General features: G+C 71.9%; 21 protein-coding genes. 11 read left to right on the forward strand and 10 right to left on the reverse strand.

What is annotated here, in order from left to right; all coding sequences use genetic code 11:
- Window positions 1-146 precede the first annotated feature (146 nt).
- The 4 genes from ACQP2O_RS52290 (at window position 147) to ACQP2O_RS52305 (ending at window position 3,276) form a co-directional block, all read left to right on the forward strand.
- A complete protein-coding gene (locus ACQP2O_RS52290; RefSeq protein WP_433177778.1) occupies window positions 147-881 on the forward strand; it encodes a hypothetical protein in 735 nt (244 codons plus the stop codon).
- A gap of 117 nt (window positions 882-998) precedes the next feature.
- A complete protein-coding gene (locus ACQP2O_RS52295) occupies window positions 999-1,715 on the forward strand; it encodes a hypothetical protein (protein WP_433177779.1) in 717 nt (238 codons plus the stop codon).
- Window positions 1,715-2,827, forward strand: coding sequence for an XRE family transcriptional regulator (locus ACQP2O_RS52300; protein WP_433177781.1), 1,113 nt, complete (start codon window positions 1,715-1,717; stop codon window positions 2,825-2,827). Before ACQP2O_RS52295 ends, ACQP2O_RS52300 begins: the two co-directional genes overlap by 1 nt.
- 68 nt (window positions 2,828-2,895) lie before the next feature.
- Window positions 2,896-3,276 carry a hypothetical protein gene (locus ACQP2O_RS52305; RefSeq protein ID WP_433177783.1) on the forward strand — a complete coding sequence of 127 codons (381 nt, stop codon included), beginning with the start codon at window positions 2,896-2,898 and terminating at the stop codon, window positions 3,274-3,276.
- Between the two features lie 16 nt (window positions 3,277-3,292).
- On the opposite strand, the gene ACQP2O_RS52310 is transcribed toward ACQP2O_RS52305, so the two are convergent.
- A complete protein-coding gene (locus tag ACQP2O_RS52310; RefSeq protein ID WP_433177784.1) occupies window positions 3,293-4,834 on the reverse strand; it encodes an MFS transporter in 1,542 nt (513 codons plus the stop codon).
- A gap of 158 nt (window positions 4,835-4,992) precedes the next feature.
- Between ACQP2O_RS52310 and ACQP2O_RS52315 the strand changes: the two genes are divergently transcribed.
- On the forward strand, window positions 4,993-5,622 hold the full coding sequence (locus ACQP2O_RS52315) for a TetR family transcriptional regulator (RefSeq protein ID WP_433177786.1): 630 nt from the start codon (window positions 4,993-4,995) through the stop codon (window positions 5,620-5,622).
- Between the two features lie 67 nt (window positions 5,623-5,689).
- On the forward strand, window positions 5,690-6,100 hold the full coding sequence (locus tag ACQP2O_RS52320; RefSeq protein WP_433177788.1) for a hypothetical protein: 411 nt from the start codon (window positions 5,690-5,692) through the stop codon (window positions 6,098-6,100).
- Window positions 6,101-6,322: 222 nt separating this feature from the next.
- On the opposite strand, the gene ACQP2O_RS52325 is transcribed toward ACQP2O_RS52320, so the two are convergent.
- Both ACQP2O_RS52325 and ACQP2O_RS52330 read right to left on the reverse strand, forming a co-directional pair.
- Window positions 6,323-8,794, reverse strand: coding sequence for an ABC transporter permease (locus ACQP2O_RS52325; protein WP_433191482.1), 2,472 nt, complete (start codon window positions 8,792-8,794; stop codon window positions 6,323-6,325).
- Window positions 8,794-9,525 carry an ABC transporter ATP-binding protein gene (locus ACQP2O_RS52330; RefSeq protein WP_433177790.1) on the reverse strand — a complete coding sequence of 244 codons (732 nt, stop codon included), beginning with the start codon at window positions 9,523-9,525 and terminating at the stop codon, window positions 8,794-8,796. The genes ACQP2O_RS52325 and ACQP2O_RS52330 overlap by 1 nt, the downstream gene beginning before the upstream one ends.
- A gap of 110 nt (window positions 9,526-9,635) precedes the next feature.
- On the opposite strand from ACQP2O_RS52330, the gene ACQP2O_RS52335 reads away from it, so the two are divergent.
- Window positions 9,636-10,241: a response regulator transcription factor gene (locus ACQP2O_RS52335; protein WP_433177791.1), complete on the forward strand. Its 606-nt coding sequence runs from the start codon at window positions 9,636-9,638 to the stop codon at window positions 10,239-10,241.
- Window positions 10,242-10,321: 80 nt separating this feature from the next.
- Here ACQP2O_RS52335 and ACQP2O_RS52340 read toward each other — a convergent pair whose 3' ends face one another.
- From ACQP2O_RS52340 to ACQP2O_RS52350, 3 genes are all read right to left on the reverse strand, one after another.
- On the reverse strand, window positions 10,322-12,496 hold the full coding sequence (locus ACQP2O_RS52340) for a histidine kinase (RefSeq protein WP_433177794.1): 2,175 nt from the start codon (window positions 12,494-12,496) through the stop codon (window positions 10,322-10,324).
- Between the two features lie 13 nt (window positions 12,497-12,509).
- Window positions 12,510-12,788, reverse strand: a complete 279-nt coding sequence (locus ACQP2O_RS52345) for a hypothetical protein (RefSeq protein WP_433177796.1) — start codon at window positions 12,786-12,788, stop codon at window positions 12,510-12,512.
- Between the two features lie 205 nt (window positions 12,789-12,993).
- Entirely contained in the window at window positions 12,994-13,881 is an 888-nt protein-coding gene (locus tag ACQP2O_RS52350; protein ID WP_433177799.1) for a fumarylacetoacetate hydrolase family protein, read from the reverse strand.
- 340 nt (window positions 13,882-14,221) lie between these two features.
- Between ACQP2O_RS52350 and ACQP2O_RS52355 the strand changes: the two genes are divergently transcribed.
- Window positions 14,222-14,827 (forward strand): response regulator transcription factor, encoded by a 606-nt coding sequence (locus ACQP2O_RS52355; protein WP_433177801.1) that lies wholly within the window; start codon window positions 14,222-14,224, stop codon window positions 14,825-14,827.
- On the opposite strand, the gene ACQP2O_RS52360 is transcribed toward ACQP2O_RS52355, so the two are convergent.
- Window positions 14,747-16,609, reverse strand: a complete 1,863-nt coding sequence (locus tag ACQP2O_RS52360; RefSeq protein WP_433177803.1) for a sensor histidine kinase — start codon at window positions 16,607-16,609, stop codon at window positions 14,747-14,749. The two genes, ACQP2O_RS52355 and ACQP2O_RS52360, sit on opposite strands and share 81 nt — an antisense overlap.
- Window positions 16,610-16,709: 100 nt before the next feature.
- Between ACQP2O_RS52360 and ACQP2O_RS52365 the strand changes: the two genes are divergently transcribed.
- From ACQP2O_RS52365 to ACQP2O_RS52375, 3 genes are read left to right on the forward strand one after another with little or no spacing between them, the layout of a single operon-like run.
- Window positions 16,710-17,918 carry an alpha/beta hydrolase family protein gene (locus ACQP2O_RS52365; protein WP_433177805.1) on the forward strand — a complete coding sequence of 403 codons (1,209 nt, stop codon included), beginning with the start codon at window positions 16,710-16,712 and terminating at the stop codon, window positions 17,916-17,918.
- A 47-nt stretch (window positions 17,919-17,965) separates the two neighbouring features.
- Window positions 17,966-19,879 carry a serine hydrolase gene (locus ACQP2O_RS52370; RefSeq protein ID WP_433177807.1) on the forward strand — a complete coding sequence of 638 codons (1,914 nt, stop codon included), beginning with the start codon at window positions 17,966-17,968 and terminating at the stop codon, window positions 19,877-19,879.
- 31 nt (window positions 19,880-19,910) lie between these two features.
- Window positions 19,911-20,744: a class I SAM-dependent methyltransferase gene (locus ACQP2O_RS52375; RefSeq protein ID WP_433177809.1), complete on the forward strand. Its 834-nt coding sequence runs from the start codon at window positions 19,911-19,913 to the stop codon at window positions 20,742-20,744.
- Between the two features lie 64 nt (window positions 20,745-20,808).
- On the opposite strand, the gene ACQP2O_RS52380 is transcribed toward ACQP2O_RS52375, so the two are convergent.
- The 3 genes from ACQP2O_RS52380 to ACQP2O_RS52390 all read right to left on the reverse strand — a co-directional run bounded on the left by ACQP2O_RS52380 (window position 20,809) and on the right by ACQP2O_RS52390 (window position 24,626).
- Window positions 20,809-22,209, reverse strand: coding sequence for a glycoside hydrolase family 28 protein (locus ACQP2O_RS52380; RefSeq protein ID WP_433177811.1), 1,401 nt, complete (start codon window positions 22,207-22,209; stop codon window positions 20,809-20,811).
- Window positions 22,210-22,294: 85 nt separating this feature from the next.
- Window positions 22,295-23,722 carry an MFS transporter gene (locus ACQP2O_RS52385; RefSeq protein ID WP_433177813.1) on the reverse strand — a complete coding sequence of 476 codons (1,428 nt, stop codon included), beginning with the start codon at window positions 23,720-23,722 and terminating at the stop codon, window positions 22,295-22,297.
- Window positions 23,706-24,626, reverse strand: a complete 921-nt coding sequence (locus ACQP2O_RS52390) for an alpha/beta fold hydrolase (RefSeq protein WP_433177815.1) — start codon at window positions 24,624-24,626, stop codon at window positions 23,706-23,708. Before ACQP2O_RS52390 ends, ACQP2O_RS52385 begins: the two co-directional genes overlap by 17 nt.
- Window positions 24,627-24,781 lie beyond the last annotated feature (155 nt).

A 24,781-nucleotide genomic window follows, 5' to 3' on the forward strand; every position in this document is an offset into this window, starting at 1 on the left:
ACCCCGGTCATAGAAAGCTCAGCATGTCGGTCCGCCGATGGAGCGCGACTCTGGCGCTTCTTCTCACGACGGCCGTGGGATGCGCGACGCCGAAGACGGCGGCATCACCGGAGCGGCCGAACACCACCGCGGTCCCGGAGCCGGGCGTGGAAGCGCGGCGGCTCACGGTGCCGTTCGACGTCTACGCTTTTTCCCCGGCCGATACGATGACCCTGGAGTCCGCCGAGGCCCTCCTCGTACGTGACTGTATGCGCGGCCAGGGCATGACCTTGGAGGTGCCGCCGCTTCCCGTCGAGGCCGACAGCGAGCCGCCGAACCGCCGCCGTTATGGCGTCATCGAGCCGCGGATCGCCGACCTCTTCGGCTATCACGTGCCGCCCGACGGCCCGTCCGTGGTCGCGTACAAGGACCGGACGAACGCACAGGACAAAGGGCTGTCGCCGAAGGCCCGGTACGCCGAGAAGGGGTGCTCGCAGAAAGCGCAGGACAGCCTGTCGGCGGGGACCCCGAAGGTCGACGACTCCCTGTTCAATCAGCTCATCTTCAAGACCTTCGACGATTCTCAACACGACGGACAGGTGGTCCAGGTCTTCCATTCCTGGAGTGGGTGCATGGCGGGCGCGGGTTTCCACTACGCGGACCCGCTCGCGGCCATCACCGACGACCGGTGGTCGACGGACAAGCCCTCCCCGCAGGAGATCCGCGCGGCTCAGGCGGACGTGCGGTGCAAAGTGAAGACCGGTCTCGTGGCCACCTGGGCGGCCGCGGAGCAGCGCATCCAGAGCGCGGCCATTCGTGCCCATGCGAAGGACTTCCAGGCGCTGAAGGCCAATAAGGACCGGCAGTTGGCAGCCGCCCGTCGGGTCATCGCTCGCGGCTGACCCAGCGCGAGTCGCGGGCGATGGCCTCACGCCGGCTGATCGCACAGGTCAGCCGGCCGACGCGCCGGGGACTTCATTTTCGCTCGCGGGGCGCGGGGAACATCTATAGTCCTTCGCATGGCGGAGGATCGGGAAGCGTGGGGCACGCTGCTCAAGACCGGATTCCTGCACGCGCTGCGTGAGGCGCACACGGAGGCGACGCTCGCCGTCTTCGGGGCGATGAGCCGGGCCGCCGGGTTCAAGGAGCGGTCGTTCGGCACCGGTGCCTTCGATGTGCTGGAGACCCAACTCGACCGTGTCTTCCGCGTGGGCGACTTCGCCCCGGACCCCGCCGAGGCCGACGAGGATCCGCTCGCGGCGATGGTGACCCGCCATGACCTGAACGGTTCGCCGGGCTGGCGCTACGGCCGCTACCGGATCCTGCTCAAGCGGCACCGGTTCGGGGCGGCGCGGGCGATCCGCTGGGACCGGGACAGTTTCACCAAGCAGGCGGTCGCGCGGCAGGAGTTCCCCGACGACCCGCAGCTGACGCTCGACCTCGGCATCGGCGCCGTGCGCGAGATGGACGACGTGGTGACGCTCGTCCTGGCGCACAGCGCCACCGAGGAGCCGCTGGAGATGGAGCTGTTCCTCGGCCGTCCCCGGCTGAACGCCGACGGCGGCCCGGCGTGGCACTGGCTCCGGCAGCTGACCGATGACACCCTCGGCGCCGACCCGCGCCGTACGCCCGTCCAGTCCACGCTGCCGCTGTGGACCGACGACGAGGCCGACGTTCCCGTGCGGCTGCACCCGCGGCGCGCGGCCGGCGGAGACGCGAGTATCGAAACGGCATAGTGAACACACCCGACGAGCGTTCCGGTCAGGTCGCCCGCCGGCTCGCCGAGGCGCGGCTGCTGTTCGACGCCGACCGGCTGACGCTGGCGCGGCGTCTGCGAGGCATGCGCAAGAACCAGCTCGCCCAGGCCGTCGGCACCACCCCGACCGCGATCGGCCAGTACGAGGCGGGCGTGCATCGGCCGTCGGAGAAGACGCTGTCGCGTTTGGCGTTCGCGCTGGGGGTGCCGGTGGAGTTCTTCCATGCCGGGCGCGCCGCCGCGTCGCTGGACACCGCGCACTTCCGGTCGCTGCGGTCCACGACCCAGATCGAACGCGATCAGGCACTCGCGTACGGCCGGATCGCGGCCGACATCGTCACGGCTCTCGAAGAGCTGGTCGAGCTGCCGCTGGCCGAGCTGCCCGAACGACCGGTGTCTCCTGAGGAGATCGCCGGGTCCGGCCCGGTGGAGGCCGCGCGGCTGGCGCGCGAGGCGATGGTCGGCGACACGGGCCCCATCCCGCACCTCGTACGGCTGCTGGAGAAGCACGGCGTGATCGTGCTGGTCCTTCCTCCGTCGACCGAGCGCGTCGACGCGTTCAGCATCGGCGCGCATCCACGGCCGATGGTGCTGTTCAACCCGGCCAAGGGCGACTACTGGCGCAACCGTTTCGACGGCGCGCACGAGCTCGGCCATCTGGTCATGCACGCCGACGCCGAACCGGGCAGCAAGATCATTGAGGATCAGGCCCACCGGTTCGCGGCCGAGTTCCTCATGCCCGAGGCGGCCATCGCGGACCGGCTTCCTTCCACGGCCGACTGGGCGCACCTCGCCGAGCTCAAGTCGACCTGGGGTGTCAGCATGGCCGCGCTGCTCTACCGCGCGCGCACGCTCGGCATCATGAAGGAGAACACCTACCGGAACGCCATGAGCGTGATGAGCGCGCGCGGCTGGCGACGGCAGGAGCCCGGCCCCGCCAGGCCGCTGGAGCGTCCCACCATGCTCACCCGGGCGGTGGAACTCGTCGCCGACTCCGGCACCGGCCGCGACCTGCTGGCCGACCGCGCGGGCGTCACCCACGCCGACCTCGACCTCCTCGTCCCGAGCCGGGGGCTGCCCGCGCTGGGATGACGGCGAACGGTGCCGAAACGATCATGAATGGCGTACGGTCGACACCGACCCCTGTCTCGGGAGGTACGGTGTTCCGGCCATTGATCCCCCTTGTGGTGCTCGCCGGCGTCGGCGGGCTTACGGCCTGCAGCGGCGCGGCCGGACACACTGTCTCGGCCTCGTCGTCGACGGCCGCTCTCTGCCCGTCGGCCGCGCAGGTCGTCAAGGTGATGCAGCAGCAAATGAACGACGAGACGTTCCGCGTGACCGATCCCATCGTGTGCGACCACGGCTGGGCGGCCGCGCACGTAGAGCTCACCACCGCCGCCGGCGATCAAACGCAGCTGGTGCTCAGTTACACCGCCGGTCAGTGGCGCGGGGTCGTCTATGGCACGGACGGTCTGTGCGGCAAGCTGAGTCCGGAACGGATCCCTGAGGCCATCAAGGAGGCCCTCGGCCCGCACTGCTGACACGGCTTCCAGACCCTCAAACCCGGCGCGATCCTGGTGCTGAGCCGGTCACTTCCCACGGTCGGCTGAGCGAGCTTCTCCGCTCCCGGCCCGGCATGAAGATCAACGCCAGGATCGCGGCGACGGCGGCGATGCCCGCGCTGACGGCGAGCATCAGGACGAGGCCGTGCACGAAGGCGTCCCGCACCGAGTGCAGGAGCGCCGCCGACCTGAGGTCGCGCGCCACGGCGACGCCGGCCTGCACGTTCTTCCGTACGGTGGCGCCGAGCGGAGCGGGGAGGCTCACGGTGTCGAGGCGGCCCCGGTAGCCGGCGCTCAGGATGGTGCCGAGCACCGCCACGCCGATGGTCGCGCCGACCTGACGCAGCGCCTGGATCAGTGAGCTGCCGATGCCGCTGCGCTCCGCCGACAACGCGGCCAGGGCGGAGTCCATCGCGGCGGGGAAGACCAGTCCCATTCCCAGCCCGGCGACCGTGAGCCAGGCACCGCTCAGAAGGTAGCCGGAGTCGACGCCGGTCGCGGTCCCGGCGACCATCCCGGCGGCCAGCAGCACGAGGCCGAAGGCGACGGTCACGTTCGATCCGAAGCGTTTGACGAGCCGGTCGGCCGGACCCGCACCGGCCAGCAGGCCCACGACGATCGGCAGCAGGCGGATGCCGCTGCCCTGGGCGTCGGTCCCCGTCACGGCCTGGAAGTACTGCGGCATGGCGAACAGCGCGCCGAACATGGTGAACGACATCACGGTCGCCATCAGCACGCCCCAGTTGAAGGCACGGGACCGGAACACCTTCAGGTCGATGAGCGGATGCGCCGTCCTGCCCTCCCATCGGACGAAGAGCAGGCCGATGACCACGCCGGCGACGATCGGCGACCACGCCGCCGGCGAGCCCCAGCCCTTTTCTCCCGCCTCGATGCAGCCGTACGTCAGGCCGCTCAGCGCCAGCGCGGACAGCACGATCCCGAGGAGGTCCACCGGTCGCGGATCGGGTTCGCGTGACTCGGGCAGCAGGAACGCGACCCCGATGAAGGCCGCCACGCAGACCGGCACGTTGATCAGGAACACCGACCCCCACCAGAAGTCGTGCAGCAGCCGGCCGCCGACGATCGGCCCGAGCGGGAAGCTGACGCCCTGGGCGGCCATCGCGACGGCGAGCGCACGTGGCCGCTCGTCCTCATCGAACAGCACCCGCACCACGGAGATGGTCAGCGGGATCAGGAAGGCCCCGCCGAGGCCGAGCGCGCCGCGACCGATGATCAGCACGCCGGGCGAACCGGCGTACGCGCACAGCACGGAGGCGGCGCTGAAGACGACCAGCGCGGCGAGCACCATCCGCTTGCGGCCGTAGCGGTCGCCCAGCAGCCCGGCGGGCAGCATGAACGCGGCCAGCACCAGGTTGTACGCGTCGGCCATCCACTGCAGTGCGCTGGTGGAGGCCCGCAGCTCGGTCGCGAGCGTGGGCAGCGCGATGTTCAGCACCGTCGTATCGAGCCCCACGACCATGCCGGTGAGGGCCAGGGCTCCGATCGCCCACCATCGTCGGTCACCGAGCCTGCTCATCGCGATCGCCGCCTTTCATGAGGGAGCCTTAATGAGAGTTGACACCGAAAAGATAGTTACTGTCAACTCCGAGCTCGCTCTCACTACAGTCGATGTGTAAGCTCCTGGCGAGGCCTCGGTCGTGGGACGGGGATGCGGGAGACAGCCGGAGGTGGCCGATGACGTCGTCACCCGAGGAGGGCCGGCGATCCCACGAGCCCGCCCGTACGGCCGGCGGGTTGCGGGCCCGGAAGAAGGCCCGGACACGGGCCGCGATCCAGCGCGAGGCGCTGCGGCTGTTCACCGAGAACGGCTACGACGCGACCACCGTCGAGCAGGTCGCCGACGCCGCCGAGGTCGCCCCCAGCACGGTCTTCCGCTACTTCCCCACCAAGGAGGACCTGGTCATCTCGGACGCCTATGACCCGCTGGTCTACGCGGCGTTCGAGGCCCAACCGCCCGAGCTGAGCGTCGTCCAGGCCCTGCGCGGAGCGCTCCGCGCGACGCTCGGGGAGCTCTCACCCGAGGAGCTCGCCGAGGGCCGCGAACGCACGACGCTGATGCTGTCGGTCCCCGCACTGCGGGGAGCGGGCCTGGGCAACTTCACCGCCACGATGATGACCGTGGCCGACCTGGTGGCCAAGCGGATCGGCCGCGACCCGGACGACCCTCACGTACGCGCCTTCACCGGAGCGGTGTTCGGCGTCATGCTCGACCTGATGCTCCGCTGGGCCGAGGACCCGGAGCTGGATCTGATCGCCGCCCTGGACGAGGCGCTCGCCTTCTTGGAGACGGGCCTCTCTCTGTAACGACCCGTTTTGATCAGGAATGCCGTACGGTCGGCTCCTGGACCGTCGACGACGCACAGGGGGCTCCGTGTTCCGGCCGTTGTTCTGCCTCACGGTGATCGCCTGCGCGGTCGGTTCGGCGGCGTGCCGCTCGCAGGCCGAACACCACCACGCGGCCTCGCCGACCCCAGCCACGTCGTCCGCCGCGCCGTCGCCGTCCCCCTCGGACGCATGCGCGTCGGCGTCGGACTTCGTCAAGGGGCTGGCCGCCGGGGGCGCGACGGGTTTCCGGGTGGACGGCCGGATCGTGTGCGACGGCGGCTGGGCGGCCGCGCACATGAAGAACGTCCGCGGGCTGACCGACCCGAACTGGACGGTGCTCCGGCTGCGCGGCGGCCAGTGGCACCTGGTCACGTACGGGACCGATGGCCTGTGCGACGGCCCGGAGATGAAATCGGCGCCGGCCAAGGTCAAGAAGGCCCTCGGCCCCTACTGCTGACGGACGCGTGTGGGCGACGGCAGTCCGTCCCAGACCAGGGTCGCCCACGCTTCCGTACGCCCGTGGGCGACGGCAGTCCCTCCCGACCACGGTCGCCCACGCTTTCGTACGCCCGTGGGCGACGGCAGTCCCTCCCGACCACGGTCGCCCACGCTTTCGTACGTCCGTGGGCGACGGCGGTCCTCCCGGATCACAGTCGCCCACGCTTCCGTTCGTACGGCCCTACTCGCGTGAGCCGATGACGTCGGCGGGGCGGGCGGCGAGCGCTAGGCGGGCGGGCAGGACCGTCGCGATCAGCGCGAGCACCGCCGCCGTTGCGATGACGCCGAGGAACGTCACCGGCGGGACGTACGGCGCGGCCGAGCCGACCATCCCGGCGGCGAAGGCCGCCAGCGTGACCAGGGCGATGACCGTGCCCAGGGCCACGGCCGTCGACACGACCACCAGCGTCTCCCAGCGGAGCATCCGCATGACCTGCCGGCGGGTGGTGCCGACGATCCGCAGCAGGGCGAACTCCCGAGTGCGGTCGGCGGTGGCCATGGCGAGGGTGTTCACGACCGCGATGCCGGTGAAGGCGATGATCAGCCCCATGGCGACGTAGTTCACCTCGGCGTTCGCCGTGGCCCTGGCCCGCGTCACGGCGGTCTGGTCGAGGACGGCCACGCCGGGGTAGGGCCGGACCGCCGGCCGGAGGGCGTCCGCCCGAGCCGGGCCGGCGACCAGCACCGTGTCGGCGCGGGGGTCGTCGACGTGCGCGGCGAGCAGGTCGTGGGCGACGGTCAGGTCGCCGAAGCCGAGGCCCCTGCCGTAGACCGCGACGACCCGGGGGGCGAACGGGGTGCCGTCGCCGAGCGTCATGCGGACCGGGTCGCCGACGTGCACGCCGAGGCGGGCGGCGGCGGTCGTACTGACCGCGACGGTGCCGGCGTCCAGCCGTTCCGGCGAGCCCGCTCGCACGTCGAGGTTCATGGTGCGGGAGAGCCCGGCGGGCGTGACGCCTTGGACGCCGTAGTTCTCCAGCCCGACGCGTACGGTGCTGTGCAGGACCTCGGTGACCGTCGTGACGCCTCGGGTGCGCCGGAGCGCGTCGGCGGCTGCGGCTGGCACCTTCGGGCCGAGCACGTGGGCGGCGACGGTGCCGGCGTTCGCCTGTTCGGTGGCGGCGTGGCCCATCGTCGTCTGGGCGAACAGGATCGTGCAGGTCAGGCCCACCAGAAGGGTGAGCGGAGCGATGACCGAGCCGACCAGGCGCGAGCGGCTCCGCAGGTTCGCGGCGGCGAGGTGACCGCCGATCGGGAACGTTCGCAGCGGCGGGCCCAGCAGCGTGACCGTGACGCGGGCGATCACCGGCGCCAGCAGGGACACGGCGACGGTCCACACGATCGCGGTGAGCATCGTGACCGGGCTGGAGGCCGCCTCGGTGTTCAGGGACGACAGGACGAGCGTGAGCACGACGCCGCCGGCGAGGAACACCAGGCCGGCCAGGATCCGACCCGGACTGGTGCGTGGGCTGAGCGCTGCCTCGCCGAGGGCCTCGACGGGCCGGATCCGGGCCGAGCGACGTGCCGACAGCCGGGCCGCCGCCCAGGCCGCCACGACGGCGGCCAGCACCGCGGCGAACATCGGGAAGGGGCTGAGCACGAGGTTCAGCGTGGACGGCAGCGCACCGAGGGCACGGAACCGGTCGCGCAGCCAGAGCGCCAGCAGGGGTCCTGCGGCGGCGCCGAGCGCGCCGGCACCGAGGCTGACGATGAGCGCCTCGCGGCCGATCATCCGGCGGATCTGGCGCGGCGTGGCGGCCACGGCGCGCAGCAGCGCGATCTCCCGCTCCCGCTGCTGAATGGAGAGGGCGAACGTCCCGGAGACGACCAGGATGGCCACGAGCAGCGCCGTGCCGCCGAGCGCACCGCCCATGCTGATCAGCTTGATCCTGGCCTTCTCCGCGTCCCAGAACTCCGCCCGGCCCCGGTCCGCGCCGGTGTGCACGGTCGCGGACGTCCCCCGGAGTGCGGCGGCGACCCGGTCCGCGGTGTCCCCGGCCGTCGGGAACACGCCGATCGCGCTGACCGCCCCGGCGCGTCCGGCGAGCCGCCGCGCCTCATCGGTCGAGAAGAAGACCGCCGTCTGGTGCGGGAGCGCCTCGCGGGTGACGCCCACGACCCGGCGGACACCGGCGGAGACGGCCGAGGTGACGGGCACGCGCGAGCCCACGTGCAGCCGGGCCGTACGCGCGGTGGCGGCGTCGACCACCACCTCGTCCGCGGCGGACGGCGCCCGGCCGGCCGCCAGCGTGAACGGCGTCAGCGCGGCCGACTCCCAGCCGTGCCCCCACGAGCTTCCCGGCGCGGCGCCCGAGATCTCGGCGGGGAAGGTCACCTCGGTGACCACCGAGCGCACGCCCGGAACGGCGCGGAGACGGTCCGCCGTCGCGGCCGGCAGCCAGGCGCGCTCGGCGATGCCCTTCGCCTTGTGCTTGACCTTGCCCTTCTTCACCTTGTCCTGGTGGACGTACTGGTCGCCGGTGACGAGGATCGGCGCCCCGGCGTACCGTTCGGGCGCGATGGTGCCGCGCAAGCCCGTCTCGAGCAGGGCCCCGCAGGCGCAGACGAGCGCGGCGGCGCAGAACAGCGCGAGGAACGCCCCGGCGAACCCGGCCTTGCGGTGCCGCAGGGTGTTGAGGACCAGCCCGAGCATCACTTCCACGCTCCCAGCCGGGTCATGCGGGCGGCGACCTTCTCGCTGGTCGGGGCGTCCACGGCGTCGGCGATGCGGCCGTCGGCGAGGAACAGCACCGTGTCGGCGTACGACGCGGCGACCGGGTCGTGGGTGACCATGACGACGGTCTGCCCCATGCCGTCCACCGTCTCGCGCAGCAGGGCGAGCACCTCGCGGGCGGTCATCGTGTCCAGCGCCCCGGTCGGTTCGTCGCCGAAGACGACCTCCGGCCGGGTCACGAGGGCGCGGGCGATCGCCACGCGCTGCTGCTGTCCGCCGGACAGCTGGGCCGGCCGGTGCCCGACGCGCTCCGTCAACCCGACCCGCGCGACGATCTCCTTCAACCACGCGCGGTCCACCTTCGTACGGGACAGCCGCAGCGGGAGGGTGATGTTCTGCTCCACCGTCAGCGACGAGACCAGGTTGAACGCCTGGAACACGAACCCGACCCGCCGGCGCCGCAGCTCCGTCAGCCGGGTCTCGTTCATCCCCGACAGCTCGGTCCCGCCGAGCCGTACGGTGCCGGACGTCGGGGTGTCCAACCCGGCGGCGCAGTGCAGGAACGTGCTCTTGCCCGACCCGGACGGCCCCATCACCGCCGTGAACCGGCCGCGCGGAATGCCGACCGACACCTCCCGGAGCGCGGCGACCGCGCCCCTGCCCTTCCCGTACACCTTGCTCACCGCGTTCATCAGCACGACGTCATCCATGCCGACAAGTCTCGTGAGCTGGGGTTTTCCGGACCAGAGACGTGATCACGAGCCGACTATGATCTCGTCATGCCCCGGACCGTGACGAGGACCCTGGTACACATGACCCTGTGATCAAGGTGTTGCTGGCCGACGACCACCACGTGGTCCGTGGGGCCCTGGCCGCGCTGCTGTCCCTGGAGCCGGACCTCGAGGTGGTGGCCGAGGTGGACCGTGGCGACCAGGTGCTGCCGGCCGTGCTGCGACACCGTCCAGACGTCGCGGTGCTGGACATCGACATGCCAGGCGCCGACGGCCTGACCGCGGCCGCCGCCGTGCACGAGGCGCACCCGGAGTGCCGGACGCTGATCCTCACCGGGCATGGCAAGCCCGGTCACCTACGCCGGGCGCTGACCGCGCACGCCGGCGGGTTCCTGCTGAAGACCGCGCCGCCGGACGAACTGGTCGCCGGGATCCGGGCGGTCGCCGCGGGACGACGCGTGCTCGACCCGAACCTGGCGCTGACCGCGTGGGACCTCGCCGACAACCCGCTCACGCCCCGCGAGACGGACGTCCTGCGGCTGGCGGCCGAGGGCGCCGAGGCACCGGAGATCGCCGAGCGGCTCCACCTGTCGGCCGGGACGGTACGGAACTACCTGACCGCCGTCGTCGACAAGCTCAACGCGCGCAACCGCACCGACGCCGCCCGGATCGCCGAGGAGATGGGCTGGATCTGACCCTCGGCGTCCGATCGCGACCAGAGCGTCGGTGCCGAGGCTTCGGCGTCGGATCGCGGCCGGAGCGTCGGCCTCTGATCTCAGGAGGCCTTGGCGTCCGGTCGTACGCGGGCCTGGAGGCGGAAGCCGCCGGTGCCGTCGGCGCGGGCGGTGAGGGTGCCGTCGATGGCGGCCAGGCGGGTGGTGAGGTTGCCGATGCCCGACCCCGGCGGGGTGCGCCGGGCCCGCGGGTCGAGTCCGTCGTTCTCCACTGCGAGGGTCACGAGGCCGTCCTCGCTCGTCGTGGTGATGACGCAGTGCCGCGCCGAACTGTGCCGCAGCACGTTCGTCACCGCCTCCCGCAGGACCGTGCTCAGCACGGTGGCCGTCGGGCCGGGCAGCGGGCCGTGGCCGAGTTCGACCCGGGTCTCGACGCCCGCCACCGTCAGCACCGAACGCGCGGACTCGACCTCGGTGTCCAGGGACATCTCCGGTTCGCCGGCACCGGAGGCGGCGCGCAGGTCCGCTCGGGCCCGCTCGGCCATCGCGACGACCTCGGTGAGCTCGGCACGGGCCCGCGCCGGGTCCACCGCGCCGAGCCGCCGGGCCAGTTCGCACTTGAGTAGCATCGCCGCGAGGCTGTGCCCGAGTAGATCGTGCAGGTCGCGGGCGGCGCGGAGGCGTTCCTGGACGGTCGCCGCACGGGCCAGCTCCTCGCCGGCCGCCCGCAGGTCGTGGACCAGCCGGGCTAGGCGGACCAGCCCGTACACCACCAGGCCGGTGACGAGCGTGCTCACGGTGTAGTTGACGATCCGCGCCGGGCCGAGCGAGAGCGCGGCGGCCATCGCTCCGGTTCCGGCCATCGTCGCGGCCACGAGCGGCGCCCCGATCCGGATCGGCAGGGCCACGAGGAAGGTGCCGGCGAGGAAGCCCATGGCGCCGATCCAGGTCGCGCCGAACCACAGGATCGGGGCGAGGCTGAGCAGCGCCTGCGCGGCGATGAACGCGTACCGGTGGCGCGGCCGGTCGTCGACCGCCCAGCGCAGCTGCAGGCCCGCGATGAGGCCCATCCCGGCGACGGCCGCGGCCAGGTCCAGGCCCCAGGGCAGCTGCAGGAGCGCCTTCACGCAGAAACCCGTCACCACCACCGCGAGGAGGGTCACCGACAGGCCGTACGCCGTGCGGTCGGGCAGGCTGACCGGCCGCGGCGTGGCCGCGATCGTCGCCTCCACCGCGAACCGGCCGTCGGCGCCGAGCCCGGTCGTCAGCGTGCCGCCGGCCGCCTCGACCCGCGCGGCGGCGTCCGCCAGCCCCTCCTCGCCGCGCGCGGCCGTGGGCGGGCCGTCGTTGCTCACCCGGAGCCGTACCGTCCCGTCCCGCTCGGCGGTCTCGATGACGCAGCGGGTCGCCGTGCCCTGGCGTACGACCTCGGTCACGGACTCGCGCAGCACGGTGGCCAGCAGCGCGCCCGCCGAGCCGAGCGGTTCCTCGTGCCCGGTGCGCACCTCCGCCTCGATCCCGGCCGCCGCCAGCAGCGCCCGCGCGGCCGCCGCCTCGGGCGCGAGCGACATGGCGCGGAATCCGGCGGCCGCCGCCCGCGCGTCGGCCAGCGAACCGCGGGCCACCCGCAGGACCTCGTCGATCTCCTCGGGGTGGTCGAGGGCCCGACGGCTCCCCGCCGTGATGGCGTCCAGGCCGCGCCCGATGCCGGTGTTCAACTCGTCGGCGATGCGCAGCCGCTCGCGCGAGACGGCCGCCATCGTCAGCTCCGGCCGAGCCGCGGCCAGGTCGGCGACCCGATGGGCCAACCGCACGAGACCGTAGACGACCAGCGCGCCGAGCACCGGCGTGATCGCCGAGTCGACCGCGCCGGCCGCGTCCGGGGACCGCACTGCGGCGATCACCGCGGCGCTCCCGAGCACCGCGACGGCGGGCACGGCGTACGACGCCAGCAGCGCCGATCCGGCGACCAGGGCGAGGATGCCGACGGAGGTGCCGAACGCGAGCACGTCGACGTACGCGACGACCGCCTGGACGAGCAGCAGCGCGACACCCCGGAACCTCGCCGCCCGGGGCACGACCCAGGCCAGCTGCAGCGCGAAGACGGCCACCGTGAGCGCCACCGCCCCGGCGATCCGTCCCGCTCCGCCGGCTCGGAAGGGCACGGCGAAGAGGTAGACGTCGACGAGGGCCGCGAGGACGACGACCACGATCACGCGTGCCAGGGCGGGTCCCGGCGCCGACCCGGCGTACGGCGGGCGCTGTTGCGAAACCATCCCTGCGGCGGTGTCAGGCCCTTCGCAAGGCCGGGCGGTTCAGCCGGCCGTGGACGAGGCGGGGGTGCAGGTGGTCGATCTCGATGCGGCGGCCCTCGGTCACGCAGTAGATGCGGAAGCCGCCCGGGCGGCCCTCGGCCTCGGCCTCACGGTCGATCTCGCCGGAGTCCGCCTTGCCCTTGAACCAGTCGCCCAGGGAGTATTCGTCGGCGAACAGGGGCGACTCGGCGTGCTGCCCCGTCGGGTCGATGTAGAGCACCTGGTAGCTGCAGCCGGCCGGCGGGTAGCTCATATCCGTCCCTTTCCGCCGCACGAGCCGCAGTCCTGCTGCACGCTGTTCTTCCCGCTGCCTCGGCAGACCGGGCAGGTCTTGCCGATGGGGGGTGCGCTGTGCTTACCCAACGTCGCGCCGCCTCCTCACTCCATCGACCGGCCGGGACACCTACACGGCCCAGTCTTCCACCTTCCGGGGTCGGGTGCGTCCCGCCCTCGGATCCTCACCGTGGCGTGGCCGGGTCGGCGAGCCACGCCATCGGCTCGTTGCCCGCCACGACCGTGCTGGTGAGACTACCGACCTCCGCGATGCCGATGGCGATCTCGTCCCCGGCGGCCAGGGTGAACGGCAGCTCCGGGACCAGGCAGGTGCCGGTGGCGAGGACGGCGCCGTCGGGGAACACGTCCGCGCGGAACAGGAACCCGACCAGGTCGTCGAGCCTGCGGTTCAGCTGCGCGGTGCTCGCCGTGCCGGTCCACGCGATGTCGCCGCCACGGCGGATGGTGAGCTCGATGTCCAGAGCGTACGGGTCGGGCACCTCCCAGGCGGGCCGGACGGCGGGGCCGGCCGCGCAGCCGCCGAGGTAGATCTTGGCCTGCGGCAGGTAGAGCGGGTTCTCGCCCTCGATCGTCCGGGAGCTCATGTCGTTCACGACGGTGTAGCCGACGATCTCGGCGTGCCGGTTGAGGACGAGCCCGAGCTCGGGCTCTGGCACGTCGACCGCGGAGTCGGAGCGGATCGCGACGGTCTCGCCGTCGCCGGTCACCCGCCAGGCCGCGGACTTGAAGAACAGCTCCGGGCGCTCGGCGTCGTACACCTGCTCGTACACGTCGGCCGACCGTTCGCTCTCGGTGACCCGCGCCTCGCGCGAGCGCCGGTACGTGACGCCGGCCGCCCAGACCTCCATCCGTCCATCCACCGGGGGCAATGTCCGTACGGCGGCGACGTCGTGACGCGGGCCGCCGGCCGTGCGGCAGCGGTCCCGCAGCTCCGCCAGCGGGAGCCGGAGCAGCTCGCCGAGGGTCTCCCCCAGTTCGGTGACGGTCGACCCGTCGGAGACTCCCACCAGCGGACGGTCGCCGTCGGCCGCAACGAAACGGACAATTTCCACGCGATTCCTCATTTCACGTCGAGAACGCCGTCCCAGAAACGTACAGCGGAAGGATGTGGAGCGGTCCAGCGTGTGAGCGTGGTTCTGCCGACCCGACCGCACAGTCGGGCCGGTTTGTGGTTCGGTGCGGCGGCACGTCGTCGCCGGACCTCGGGCACCTTGCGTCAGTGGTGCTTATTGAGACTAAAAATCGTTCCGCTTGAGCAAACGCCCCTAGCAGCGCACCCACGGCCCGCCCGAGCCATTCGCCGGAATCGCCCGTTCTCGCTTTTCGTCCGCCAAGCCACGCCTGGCAGGATGACGTTCCGAAAACGTGTGTGGACTTATCGGGGAGCGTGGCGTGATCGGGGTACTCCTAGCCGAGGACATGCATCTCATCCGGGGTGCCCTGGTCGCGCTGCTGGATCTGGAGCCCGACATCGAGGTGGTCGCCGAGGTGTCCAGGGGTGACGCCGTGCTCCCGGCCGCGCTCGAGCACCGGCCGGACGTCGCGGTCCTGGACGTCGACATGCCAGGTGTGGACGGGCTCGCGGCGGCCACCGCGCTCGCCGACCGGCTGCCGGACTGCCGCGCGCTGATCCTCACGGCGCTCGGCCGCCCGGAGATCCTGCGCCGGGCTCTGACCGCCCAGGTCCGGGGGTTCATGGTGAAGGACTCGCCACCCGCCGAGTTGGCGGAGGCGATCCGCCGGGTGGCCGCCGGGGAGCTCGTGATCGACCCTCGGCTGGCCGCCGCGGCGATCAAGGCTCGGCCGAACCCGCTGACGGCGCGAGAGGTGGAGCTGCTGCGGCTGGCCGCGGAGGGTGCCGAGGTCTCGGAGATCGCCTCGCGGCTTCACCTGACGAAGGGCACCGTGCGCAACTATCTAGGGGCGATCGTCACCAAGCTGGACGCCCGCAACCGCATCGACGCCGTTCGGATCGCCACCGAGGCCGACTGGCTGTAGGACCAGGAGCTCGTGCTCCTCCCCTGGGCGCGGGCCGGCCGTGAGCCGGCCACCCATCGCCGTCACGCGCTCGGTGAGATTGCCGACTCCCTGCCCGCCGACTCCCTGCCCGCCGACTCCCTGCCCGCCAGCCCCGTGTCCGCCGGCCCCCTGCCCGCCGACGCTCTGTCCGCCGGCATCCTCCCTGCCGGCCCCCTGCGCGCCGGCATCCCGCCTGTCGGCGTCCTGCCCGCTCGGCCCGGCCAGGGCCTCGGGCACGCCGTCGTTGGTGACGCGGAGGCGGGCCGTGCCGTCGGCGACGGACACCTCCACGGAGCAGGTACGGGCTCGGCTGTGTCGAAGGACGTTCGTGACGGCCTCGCGCAGCACGGTCGCCAGCAGCGTGTCGACCGGTTCTGGTAGGCCGTCGGGGGACGCGTCGACGCGAACGGTGATCCCCGCGGCGGTGAGCACGTCGCGCGCCGAGGCGAGCTCCGCTCGGAGGGACATCCGCGGATCGTCCCCCGGGATCGCGCGCAGGTCGCCCAGGGCCCGGCGGGCGGTCAGCGCGATGTCGGCGAGTTCGCGTTCGCTCCGGTGGGGATCTCGCTCGGCCAGCTCCGCCTTGACGATGATGGCGGACAGGCCGTACCCGAGCAGGTCGTGCACGTCCCGGGCGATCCGCCGCCGCTCGCGGGCCAGGGCCATCGCGGCGAGTGCCAGGCGCGCCTCCCGTACCTCGTGGACGAGCCCGGTGAGCAGGGCCAGCCCGTAGAAGATCAGTGCGATGGTCACCGTGTCGACCGTCAGGGACGCGGCCTCCCCGAGAGGGACGGAACGGGCGAGTAGGACGACGGGAACGCTCAGGACGACGGCCCCGAACAGCGGCCATGCCAGACGTCCGCCGATGATGATCAGAATCGAGCCCGCGGCGAAGCCGACCATCCTGGGCTCGGGACCGCCCGGGGTCAGGAGCGGCAGGCAGGCGAGCACGATCTGGACGGGCAGCGTCCAGCGGGCGTGGCGGGGCCGTACACCGGGAGGGCGCGGCAGGCAGTGGTAGACGGACAGCGCGATGATGACCGCGAGCCCGCCCAGACCGGCGGCCAGCAGGGGGGCGGGCGGAGACGTGTCCCATATCGCGATCGCGCCGACGGCCAGATACTCCAGGTGCGCGACGACGACGATCGGCAGCGCGAGCCTGGGCGTCAGGTCGGTGGGCGGTGGCTCGATGGGGGCGGTAGGCGTGGTCCGGACGCGCACGGCGGTCTCCCGGGCCAGGCTCAGGATCTCCTGGATCCGCCCCTGCGCGGCGAGGCCGACGATCTCCGAGAGGGCCGACCCGAGTGCGGCGTCCAGGTCGTGGGAGAACCGCTCGCGTTCGCCCGCGACCGATTCCGCGGCCAGTTCGCCGCGGGCGGCGCGGAGTTCGGCGCGTAGGTCGCTGAGCCTCGTGAGGCCGTAGACGGTGACGCCGATCGCCAGGGCGTTGCCCAGGGCGTTGGCGCAGGCGTAGACGTCGCCGAGGTTCATCAGCCCGGCGGCGGCCACGACGGCGGCGAACAGCGCCCAGCGGATCCGCCCCCTGACGATCAGCAGCACGGAGGCGGCGAGGAAGCCCGGCGGCCCGGTCCAGGGGAACAGCACGGCCTGGGCGACGAGGGTCCATCGGCCGCGGAACCGCTTCGTCTCCGGCAGGGAGTGAAGGATCTGCAGGGCGAGCATCAGGATCGCCGGAACGCTCGGGTGGATCAGCCACGGGTCGACGGCCAGGCCGACAAGGACCACGAGGATGATCACCACGTCGCGATTTTAGTTACCCGTCCGGATTATGCGTTCTTCATGTCAGGCCGGTGTGCCTGGCACTGGTGGCGTGTACGCCCGTCCGGAGATCGTCGACGTCATGGACAGAACGACTCTCAGAACCTCCCGCGTCGCACGCGCCGCGGTCGGTACCGCCTGTGCCGCCGCTCTCGCGCTCGCCTCCATGCCGCCCGCTCACGCGATCGCGCCGACGCGTGGGGAGGTCGTCTCCACGACCCGCATCGCGACGCTGTCGAAGGCACGCACCGCGGAATACCTCGCGAGGATGAACTTCGGCTCGCCGAAGCCCAAGTACGGGATCGAGGCGTACCGCGTCGTGTACCGGACCGTCGCCGTGAACGGCCGGCCGACGACCGCCAGCGGCCTGGTCGTGCTCCCCCGCGGCGAGCGACACCGGCTGCGGACCGTCGTCTATGAGCACGGCACCAACCCGACGAAGAAGGCCGCGGCGACGGTGGACGCGGGCAGCTACGACCGCGCGGCGTCGTTCCTGTTCGCCGGGGCCGGGTTCGGCACCGTCGCGCCGGACTACCTCGGGCTGGGACTCGGGCCTGGCCGCCACCCGTACATGGACCACGCCTCCGAGACGAGCGCCTCCCTCGACATGCTGCGCGCGGCGGAGAAGGTCGCCGCCCGGCACGGGCGGACCCTGGACAGGCGCGTGCGGGTCACCGGCTTCTCCCAGGGCGGCGCGGCCACGATGGCCCTGGGCCGCGCCCTGCAGGCCAAGGGACGGCTGGCCGCGCTCGCGCCGGTCAGCGGCCCGTACGACGTCGAGCACGCCGAGATCCCCGAAGGGCTGCACGGAACGTCGCTCGACCCCCGAGAGGTCACCTTCTACCTCGGGTACTGGCTGACGTCGATGAACCGGCTGCACCACCTCTACGCCGACCCGTCCGAGGCGTTCCGCAAGCCGTACAGCGCGACGGTCGAGACGCTCTTCGACGGCGACCACACCCCGGTGGAGATCGTCACCGGTCTGCCCGCCACGCCCAGGGAACTCCTCACGCCCGCGTTCATCACGAGGCTCGATCACCCGACGGGCGGCCTGGCCCGGGCGCTCCGGCAGAACGACGACACCTGCACGAACTGGACGCCGCGCGTTCCCATCCGCGTCTACGCCGCGCGCGGGGACAAGGACGTGACCATCCGCAACGCCCAGAGCTGCGTCCGGGCCCTGCGCGCCCACCACGTCGCCGCGCCGCTCATCGACGTCGGCGACACCGACCACAACGGGTCGGCGTTCCGGTCGATCCCGCAGATCGTGACCTGGTTCTCGTCGCTGTAGCCCGAGCCGTCACCGGCGTCCGCCCGGTGCATCTCGATGGAGTGAGAATGTTCAAGAAGATCGTCGCGCTGTTGTTCACCGGCGCGCTGGTCGTCGGGTCCGCGGCCCCCTCGGGGGCGGCCACGGGCCACTCCGGCGAGCACGCGCCTGCGCTGCGCGACGTCGGCGCGGCGGTGGACGGGGTCGTGCCCGGCCTGCTGGCCAAGGACCGGATCCCCGGAGCCGCGGTCGTGGTGGTGGCCGGAGGACGGCAGGTCTTCGCCCGGGGGTACGGCGTCGCCGACGTCGCCACGCGCAGGCCCGTGGACCCCGAGCACACCGGCTTCTTCATGGGCTCGATGGCCAAGCTGTTCACCGCCACCGCCGCCCTGCAGCTGGTCGACCAGGGACGGCTCGACCTGCACACCGACGTCAACCGGTACCTCACCGACTTCAAGATCCGCGACACCTATCCGGGCCGGCCCGTCACCCTGGAGAACCTCCTGACCCACACGGCGGGCTTCGACGACGACATCGTCGGCGCCGCCCGCGCGAACCCGGCCGACGTCGAACCCCTTCGCAAGAGCCTGGCGAAGCGGCAGCCGGCGAGGGTACGCCCGCCGGGCACCGTCGTGGCCTACGACAACTACGGAACGGCTCTCGCCGGGTATCTCGTCGAGGTCGCGTCCGGGGAACCGTTCGCGCGATACGTCGACGAGCACGTGCTGCGGCCGCTGGGAATGAGCGCGACGACGTTCGCCCAGCCGCACCCGGCCGCGATCGACGCCACCCTGGCCCGCGGCTACCGGCCGGCCGGATCCGGGTACACCGCCGAGAAGGGCCAGTACGGGCCGTGGTCGCCGACCGGCGCGGGACCGGTCTCGACCCCCGCCGACATGGGCCGGTTCATGCTGGCCCAGCTGACGAACGACTCCCGGCTCGGCCGGGACGTCGCCCGGCGGATGCAGCAGCACCACTTCGCGCAGGACCCGCGGATCCCCGGCATGGGCTACCAGTTCGAGGAGCGCCCGCGCAATGGCCGGCGGGTCCTGTTCAAGGACGGCGACGTGCCGGGCTTCCACGACCAGATGGCGCTGCTCCCCGACGAGGGGATCGGCATCTACGTCGCCTTCAACGGCGACGGCACGGACACGGTCGCCGGCTGGGACGGCCTGAGCGTCATCGACCATCTCATCGACCGGTACCTCCCCGGCAGGACGACCGCGCCACCGAACGCCCAGGCCGGCGACGCGTCCCGGTACGCCGGGACGTACCGGTCGGTCCGCACCAGCCACCACGCCCTGACCAAGGTCTCCACCCTCGTCGCGCCGGTGACCGTACGGGCCGACGGCACCGGGGCCCTCACCACCACCGGGCTGACCTCCGACCCGGCCCATCAGACTCAGCACTGGGTGCAGGCCGGGCCCGGCCTGTTCCGGGAACGCGGCGGCCAGGACCTGATCGCCTTCGACGGAAAGGGCATCCTGTCCGCGTCGGCGACGCCCGCTGAGGCGTACGAGAAGCTGGAGTGGGCCGACACCCCGGCGCTCTACCTGCCGATGTTCGGGGCGGGCGCCCTGGTGCTGGTGCTCTGCTTCCTGGGCGTCCCGGTGGCCGCGCTCGTACGGCGGCTGCGCGGGCGCCCCGCCCGCTCCCGTACGTCCCGCGCAGCCTGGCTGACCGCCTGGGTCACCGGTGCGCTCGTCACGGCGTTCGTAGCGGGGTTCGCGTCGCTGACGGCCGACGGCAACGCCCTCCAGGAGAAGATCATGCTGGGCTCGCCGTCGCTGACCGTCCTGCCGGTCGTGATGGCCGTGACGTTCGTCCCGGCCGCCGGCGTTCTGGTGAGCACGGCCGTCGCCTGGTGGAAAGGCTGGTGGGGAAGGAGCGGGCGGCTCGCGTACACCGTCATCGGCCTGGCCGGCGTGGCCTTCCTGAAGGTCGCGCTGACCTACAACCTCGTGGCCCTGCCGTTCGGCTAGGACCCGTCCCCATCCCCCGAAACGAGGCCTCATGGATCGCGAAAAGATCGACCTCACCTCTGTCCAGAAGACGATGCTCGCCACCCTGTACGCCAGGGCGCTGGACAGCCGTGCCGCGCACTCCATCCTGCGTGACCACACCGCCGACGAGGTGGTCGGGCGCATCGACTACGACTGGCGCAAGACCGGTACGCAGGCACCGTGGGATGCGGCCATGCTGGCGCTGCGCGCACGGCAGCTGGACCGGTGGACCGCCGAGTTCCTGGCCGCCCATCCGCAGGCCACCGTGCTGCACCTGGCCTGCGGCCTGGACACCCGGGTACACCGGCTGGTCCCGTCGTCGTCGGTGCGCTGGCTGGACGTCGACTACCCCGACGTCATCGACCTTCGCCGCCGGCTGCTGCCGCATCCCGGCGGGGACTACCGGATGCTCGGCTCCTCGGTCACCGACGAGGGGTGGCTGGAGGAGGTACCCGCCGACCGCCCGACCGTGGCCGTGTTCGAGGGGTTGACCATGTACCTGCACGAGGAGGAAGGCAGGCGGCTGATCCAGCGGATCTGCGAGCGGTTCACCGACGGAGAGTTGCTGTTCGACTGCTTCAGCACCAGGCTCGTCCGCTGGAGCAATCGGTTCTGGTGGATGGCGGGCAGGTTGCGCGAGGTCGCGCGGAGCTGGCACTGGGGCATCGACGACCCCCGCGCGTTGGAAGGCTGGCATGCGGGGCTCGAGTGCGTGGACGATCTGTACGTCGTCGACCAGCCCGACGTGGGCGAGCTCCCGGCCGCGGCGCGGCTGGGCCTGCGGCTGGGGGCGCGCCTTCCCGGCGGCCGGGACAGCGGCCACATCCTGCGCTACCGATTCTGAAGGAGACTTTCGGTGGTCAGGTCGAGGGCCGGTCGTCAGCCGCGGGCGACCTGCCGGACGCGCGTCAGGTCCCTCGTACGGTGACGTGCCGGGTCGTGACGTCGGCGTTCTCGACGACCGGCTCGTGCGCGGCGTGCTCGAACGTGAGGTTCGTCAGGCGCACGTCGCGCACGGGGGCGGTCGGCGCGCCGCGGACCCGGTAGGCGTAGTCGCACGGGCCGCCGACCGACCAGTTCCGTACGGTGATGCCCGATACGTCCGGGTACAGCTCGCCGCCGGCGCCGCCCATGTAGGTGTAGGTGACCTCGAACGGCACGTACGTCCACGCGGGGCACGAGACGTCGGTGACACGGACGTTCCGGATGTAGCCGCCGCGCGTCGAGGTGGACTTGACCGACAGGATCCACGCGACGCTGGCCTCGTCGAGCGACGCGTCGTACGGGAGACGGAGCCGCCGGGCGACGACGTCCGACACGCCGCCGCTCATCTCGCTGCCGATCGCCACCGCTCCGCCGCCGCTGACGAAGACGCAGTCCTCGATGAGGATGTTCTTCGACGGCACCCCGACCCGCCGGCCGTCCTCGTCCCGCCCCGACTTGATGGCGATGCAGTCGTCGTGGGTGGCGAACCTCGTGCGCTGGATCACCACGTCCTGGCACGAGTCGGGGTCGCAGCCGTCGCCGTTGGGCCCGAGACTCTCCACCGAGACGTCGCGCACCGTGACGTTCCGGCACAGCACCGGGTGGATGTTCCACATCGGAGAGTGGCGCAGGGTGACGCCCTCGATGAGGACGTTCCGGCAGGCGTACGGCTGGATGAAGCTCGGCCGGAGATAGTGGCCCGCGCCGAAGACCCGCTGGTCGAGCGGGACTCCTTCCACGCCCATGCGTTCCAGGGCCGTCCAGTCCGCCCGCTGGTTCGGCATGCCGGGCTTCCAGCCGTACTGCCCGGAGCCGACCCAGAACCACCAGTGCCCGTTGTCGCCCTGGGCGTCAAGGACGCCCTGGCCCGTCACGGCGATGTCCCGCTGCCCGTGGGCGTAGATCAGCGGCGAGTAGTTGTACGCCTCGACGCCCTGCCAGCGCGTCAGCACGACCGGCAGGTACGCGGCCGGGTCGGTGCTGAACAGCAGGGTCGCGCCCTGGTCGACGTGCAGGTCGACGCGGCTCAGCAGGTGGATCGCGCCGGTCGCCCACCGGCCCGCGGGCACCAGGACGTGGCCGCCGCCCGCCGCGTGGCAGACCCGGATCGCCGCGTCGATCGCCCGCGTGCAGTCGGTCGTCCCGTCGCCGACGGCGCCGAAGTCGGTGATCGGGAACCAGGCGTCGCGGAATCGCGGCGGCCGCACCCGCGCGCCGACACCGGCCGTGTCGGCGGCCGCGGTTCCGGGGCCGGCGAGCATCGGCAGCCCGCCCGCCATCAGCGCACCCATCCTGAGCACGTCTCGTCTCGCGGGACCGGTCATCGCCACCTCACGGATTGGGAAAAGGTTTTCCTAAGAAGGTGACATGCGAGCGGGCCTCCGTCAACGACACGGAACATCCCGGGGCTCACTCCCGTGCGCGGGCGTGCCTCGGCAGCAGGAACACCGCGAGGAAGGTCAGGGTCAGCAGGCCGATCTCGACCCACAGCGTGACCTTCATGGCCTCCACGAACCCGCCCTGGACACCGAAGAAGATCGTGCCCAGCACCGCCACACCCAGAGAACTACCGAGCTGCTGGACGGAGGTCAGCGCGCCGGACGCCGAACCGGTCTCATGCCGTTCCACCCCCGCGAGCACCGTCTCGAAGAAGGGTGCCATCAACAGGCCCGTTCCGGCACCGGTGACGATCAGCGCGGGAGCGAACTGCCAGGGGCCGACGCCGGTACCGGCCAGGTGCAGAGTGAGGACGATTCCCCCGGCGCCGAGGGCCATCAACAGCGCGCCGCCGTGAATGGCCCGGCGGCCGAACCGCTGCACGACCTGAGCGACGCCGAACCCGACGATCACACCGGCCGACCAGGGCACCGTGGACAGCCCCGCCCGCAGCGGCGAATACCCCAGACCCACCTGCAAGAACAGACTGAAGACGAGGGAGAACCCGGCCATCCCGGCGAAGAACACGACCCCCACGATCAGCCCGCCTGTGAAACCCCGCTTGCGGAACAGACTCGGCACGACGAGCGGATCAGCGCCCGCGCGCTGCCGGCGGCTCTCGTGCCGGCCGAAGAGACCGAAGACGAGGACGCCCCCGGCCATCATCGAGAAGGTCCACACCGGCCAGCCGAGCTCGCGGCCCTGCACCAGGGGAAAGACCAGGAGCAGCGAGGCCACCCCCGCGAGGACCACACCGACCAGATCCAGCCCGGGCGGACGCGCGGACCGCGACTCGGGCAGGAACCGCAGGCCCCCCAGGACGGCCAGGAGCCCGAACGGCAGGTTGATGAGAAAGATCATGCGCCAGCCGGTGCCGAAATAATCCGCGTCGATCAACCAGCCGGCGAGGATCGGCCCACCGACGGTGGACAACCCCATGGCCGGACCGAACATCCCGAACGCCTTGGACATCTCCGCTCCGGAGAACATCTCCTTGATCACACCCAGCCCCTGCGGGATCATGACCGCCCCGAACAGGCCCTGCACTCCGCGGAAGGCGATCAGCGTCTCCGGCGACCACGCCAGCGCGCACAACAGCGACCCGGCCGTGAACCCGAACGCGCCGACCAGGAACATCCGCTTACGCCCGGCGACATCGCCCAAGCGCCCTCCGGTGAGCAGGCCGACCGCCATCGCCAGGGTGTAGGCGGCCCCGAGCCACTGCACCGTGGTGGCGCTACCCCCCAGATCGGCCCGGATGGACGGCGCCGCGATGCTCGTGATCACGGCATCGAGCATGTCCATGACCTCGGCGGCCAGCAGCACGACCAACGCCACCCACCGCCACCGGTACGCCTCCGGGACGGCGGTCCCGGCACGGGACTCATCGGTCGCGGTCATGTTCCTTCTCCGATCGATCGCCGGCCAGCTCGGCGAAGATCTCCACCAGTTCAGGTCGTTCGAACGGGCCGACGTGGGGTGCCGCGACGCTTCGTACGTCGGTCGGGTTGTCCGGCGTGAGACGGTCGGCCTCGCTGATGAATCGGTCCTGCAGCGCCGGCGGAATCAGCCGGTCGAGGGTGAAGCGCACATACGTCCGGGGAATCCGGCCCCAGGTCTTCGCCTCGCCCCGGGCCTCGGCCATGGGGATGGCGGCGGGCTCGTCCGGCTCGAGCATGTTGAGCAGCCGCCTCGCCCCCTCGTCGGTGAAGTCACCGGCCAGGCACTGCTTGATGCCGTCGACCACCGCCGGGTCGGCCGAGCGCCAGTTGATCCGGCTCACCCCCAGGTTCGCCGGATCGGCGGCCATTGCCGCCATCACCCGGGGAAGCAGGCTCTCGCTGTTCTCCGGCGTTTCCAGATAGGCGGCCAGGTTCGGCAGGTCGACGCAGCAGTACGCCGCCATGTAGACGACCCGTTCGAGCAGGTCGGGGATGGCGTTGCCGACCCTGCTCACGGTGACGCCGCCCTGGCTGGCGCCCGCGAGGATCACGGGTCCGTGGCGACGGGCGCGGCGCACCACGTCGATGACGCGCTCGACATAGTCGTCGATGGTGATCTTGGCGAGCGGCGACGGCTCGGTCGCCAGCGCCGCGCGGTCCTGCGGCGCCTGGTACGCCCGGGGGAAGAACCCTTCGGTGCCGTGTCCCGGCAGGTCGACGGCCACGGCCCGATGCCCGCGCAGGGTGAGTTCGCTGATCAGTCCCGAGCAGAAGAACGACGAGGAGTTGGTGCCGTGGACGAACACCAAGGTCGGCGGTCGGCGATCGACGGTGGCGGCCTCTGCCTCGTGGTTCGTTGTCATCGTTGTCTCTCCTTACGCCCACGGCCGCCGCGCGGATGCGTACGGCGTATTACCCGTTGTGCGTACATGGTATTGACGCCATTAAAGATGTGGACTTCATCGGGGCGTTTAAGCTAAAAAAGTGAACTAGTGTCGACTGAATTGAACTAGTACAC

The organism is Actinoallomurus sp. CA-150999, assembly GCF_050942425.1.
GTDB lineage: Bacteria > Actinomycetota > Actinomycetes > Streptosporangiales > Streptosporangiaceae > Actinoallomurus.

Coding starts and splice junctions, on each gene's coding strand:
- ACQP2O_RS52295 (WP_433177779.1), top strand. CDS start 999: ATGGCGGAGGATCGGGAAGCGTGGGGCACGCTGCTCAAGACCGGATTC.
- ACQP2O_RS52310 (WP_433177784.1), bottom strand. CDS start 4,834: ATGAGCAGGCTCGGTGACCGACGATGGTGGGCGATCGGAGCCCTGGCC.
- ACQP2O_RS52315 (WP_433177786.1), top strand. CDS start 4,993: ATGACGTCGTCACCCGAGGAGGGCCGGCGATCCCACGAGCCCGCCCGT.
- ACQP2O_RS52325 (WP_433191482.1), bottom strand. CDS start 8,794: ATGCTCGGGCTGGTCCTCAACACCCTGCGGCACCGCAAGGCCGGGTTC.
- ACQP2O_RS52330 (WP_433177790.1), bottom strand. CDS start 9,525: ATGGATGACGTCGTGCTGATGAACGCGGTGAGCAAGGTGTACGGGAAG.
- ACQP2O_RS52340 (WP_433177794.1), bottom strand. CDS start 12,496: ATGGTTTCGCAACAGCGCCCGCCGTACGCCGGGTCGGCGCCGGGACCC.
- ACQP2O_RS52345 (WP_433177796.1), bottom strand. CDS start 12,788: ATGAGCTACCCGCCGGCCGGCTGCAGCTACCAGGTGCTCTACATCGAC.
- ACQP2O_RS52365 (WP_433177805.1), top strand. CDS start 16,710: ATGGACAGAACGACTCTCAGAACCTCCCGCGTCGCACGCGCCGCGGTC.
- ACQP2O_RS52370 (WP_433177807.1), top strand. CDS start 17,966: ATGTTCAAGAAGATCGTCGCGCTGTTGTTCACCGGCGCGCTGGTCGTC.
- ACQP2O_RS52375 (WP_433177809.1), top strand. CDS start 19,911: ATGGATCGCGAAAAGATCGACCTCACCTCTGTCCAGAAGACGATGCTC.
- ACQP2O_RS52380 (WP_433177811.1), bottom strand. CDS start 22,209: ATGACCGGTCCCGCGAGACGAGACGTGCTCAGGATGGGTGCGCTGATG.
- ACQP2O_RS52385 (WP_433177813.1), bottom strand. CDS start 23,722: ATGACCGCGACCGATGAGTCCCGTGCCGGGACCGCCGTCCCGGAGGCG.
- ACQP2O_RS52390 (WP_433177815.1), bottom strand. CDS start 24,626: ATGACAACGAACCACGAGGCAGAGGCCGCCACCGTCGATCGCCGACCG.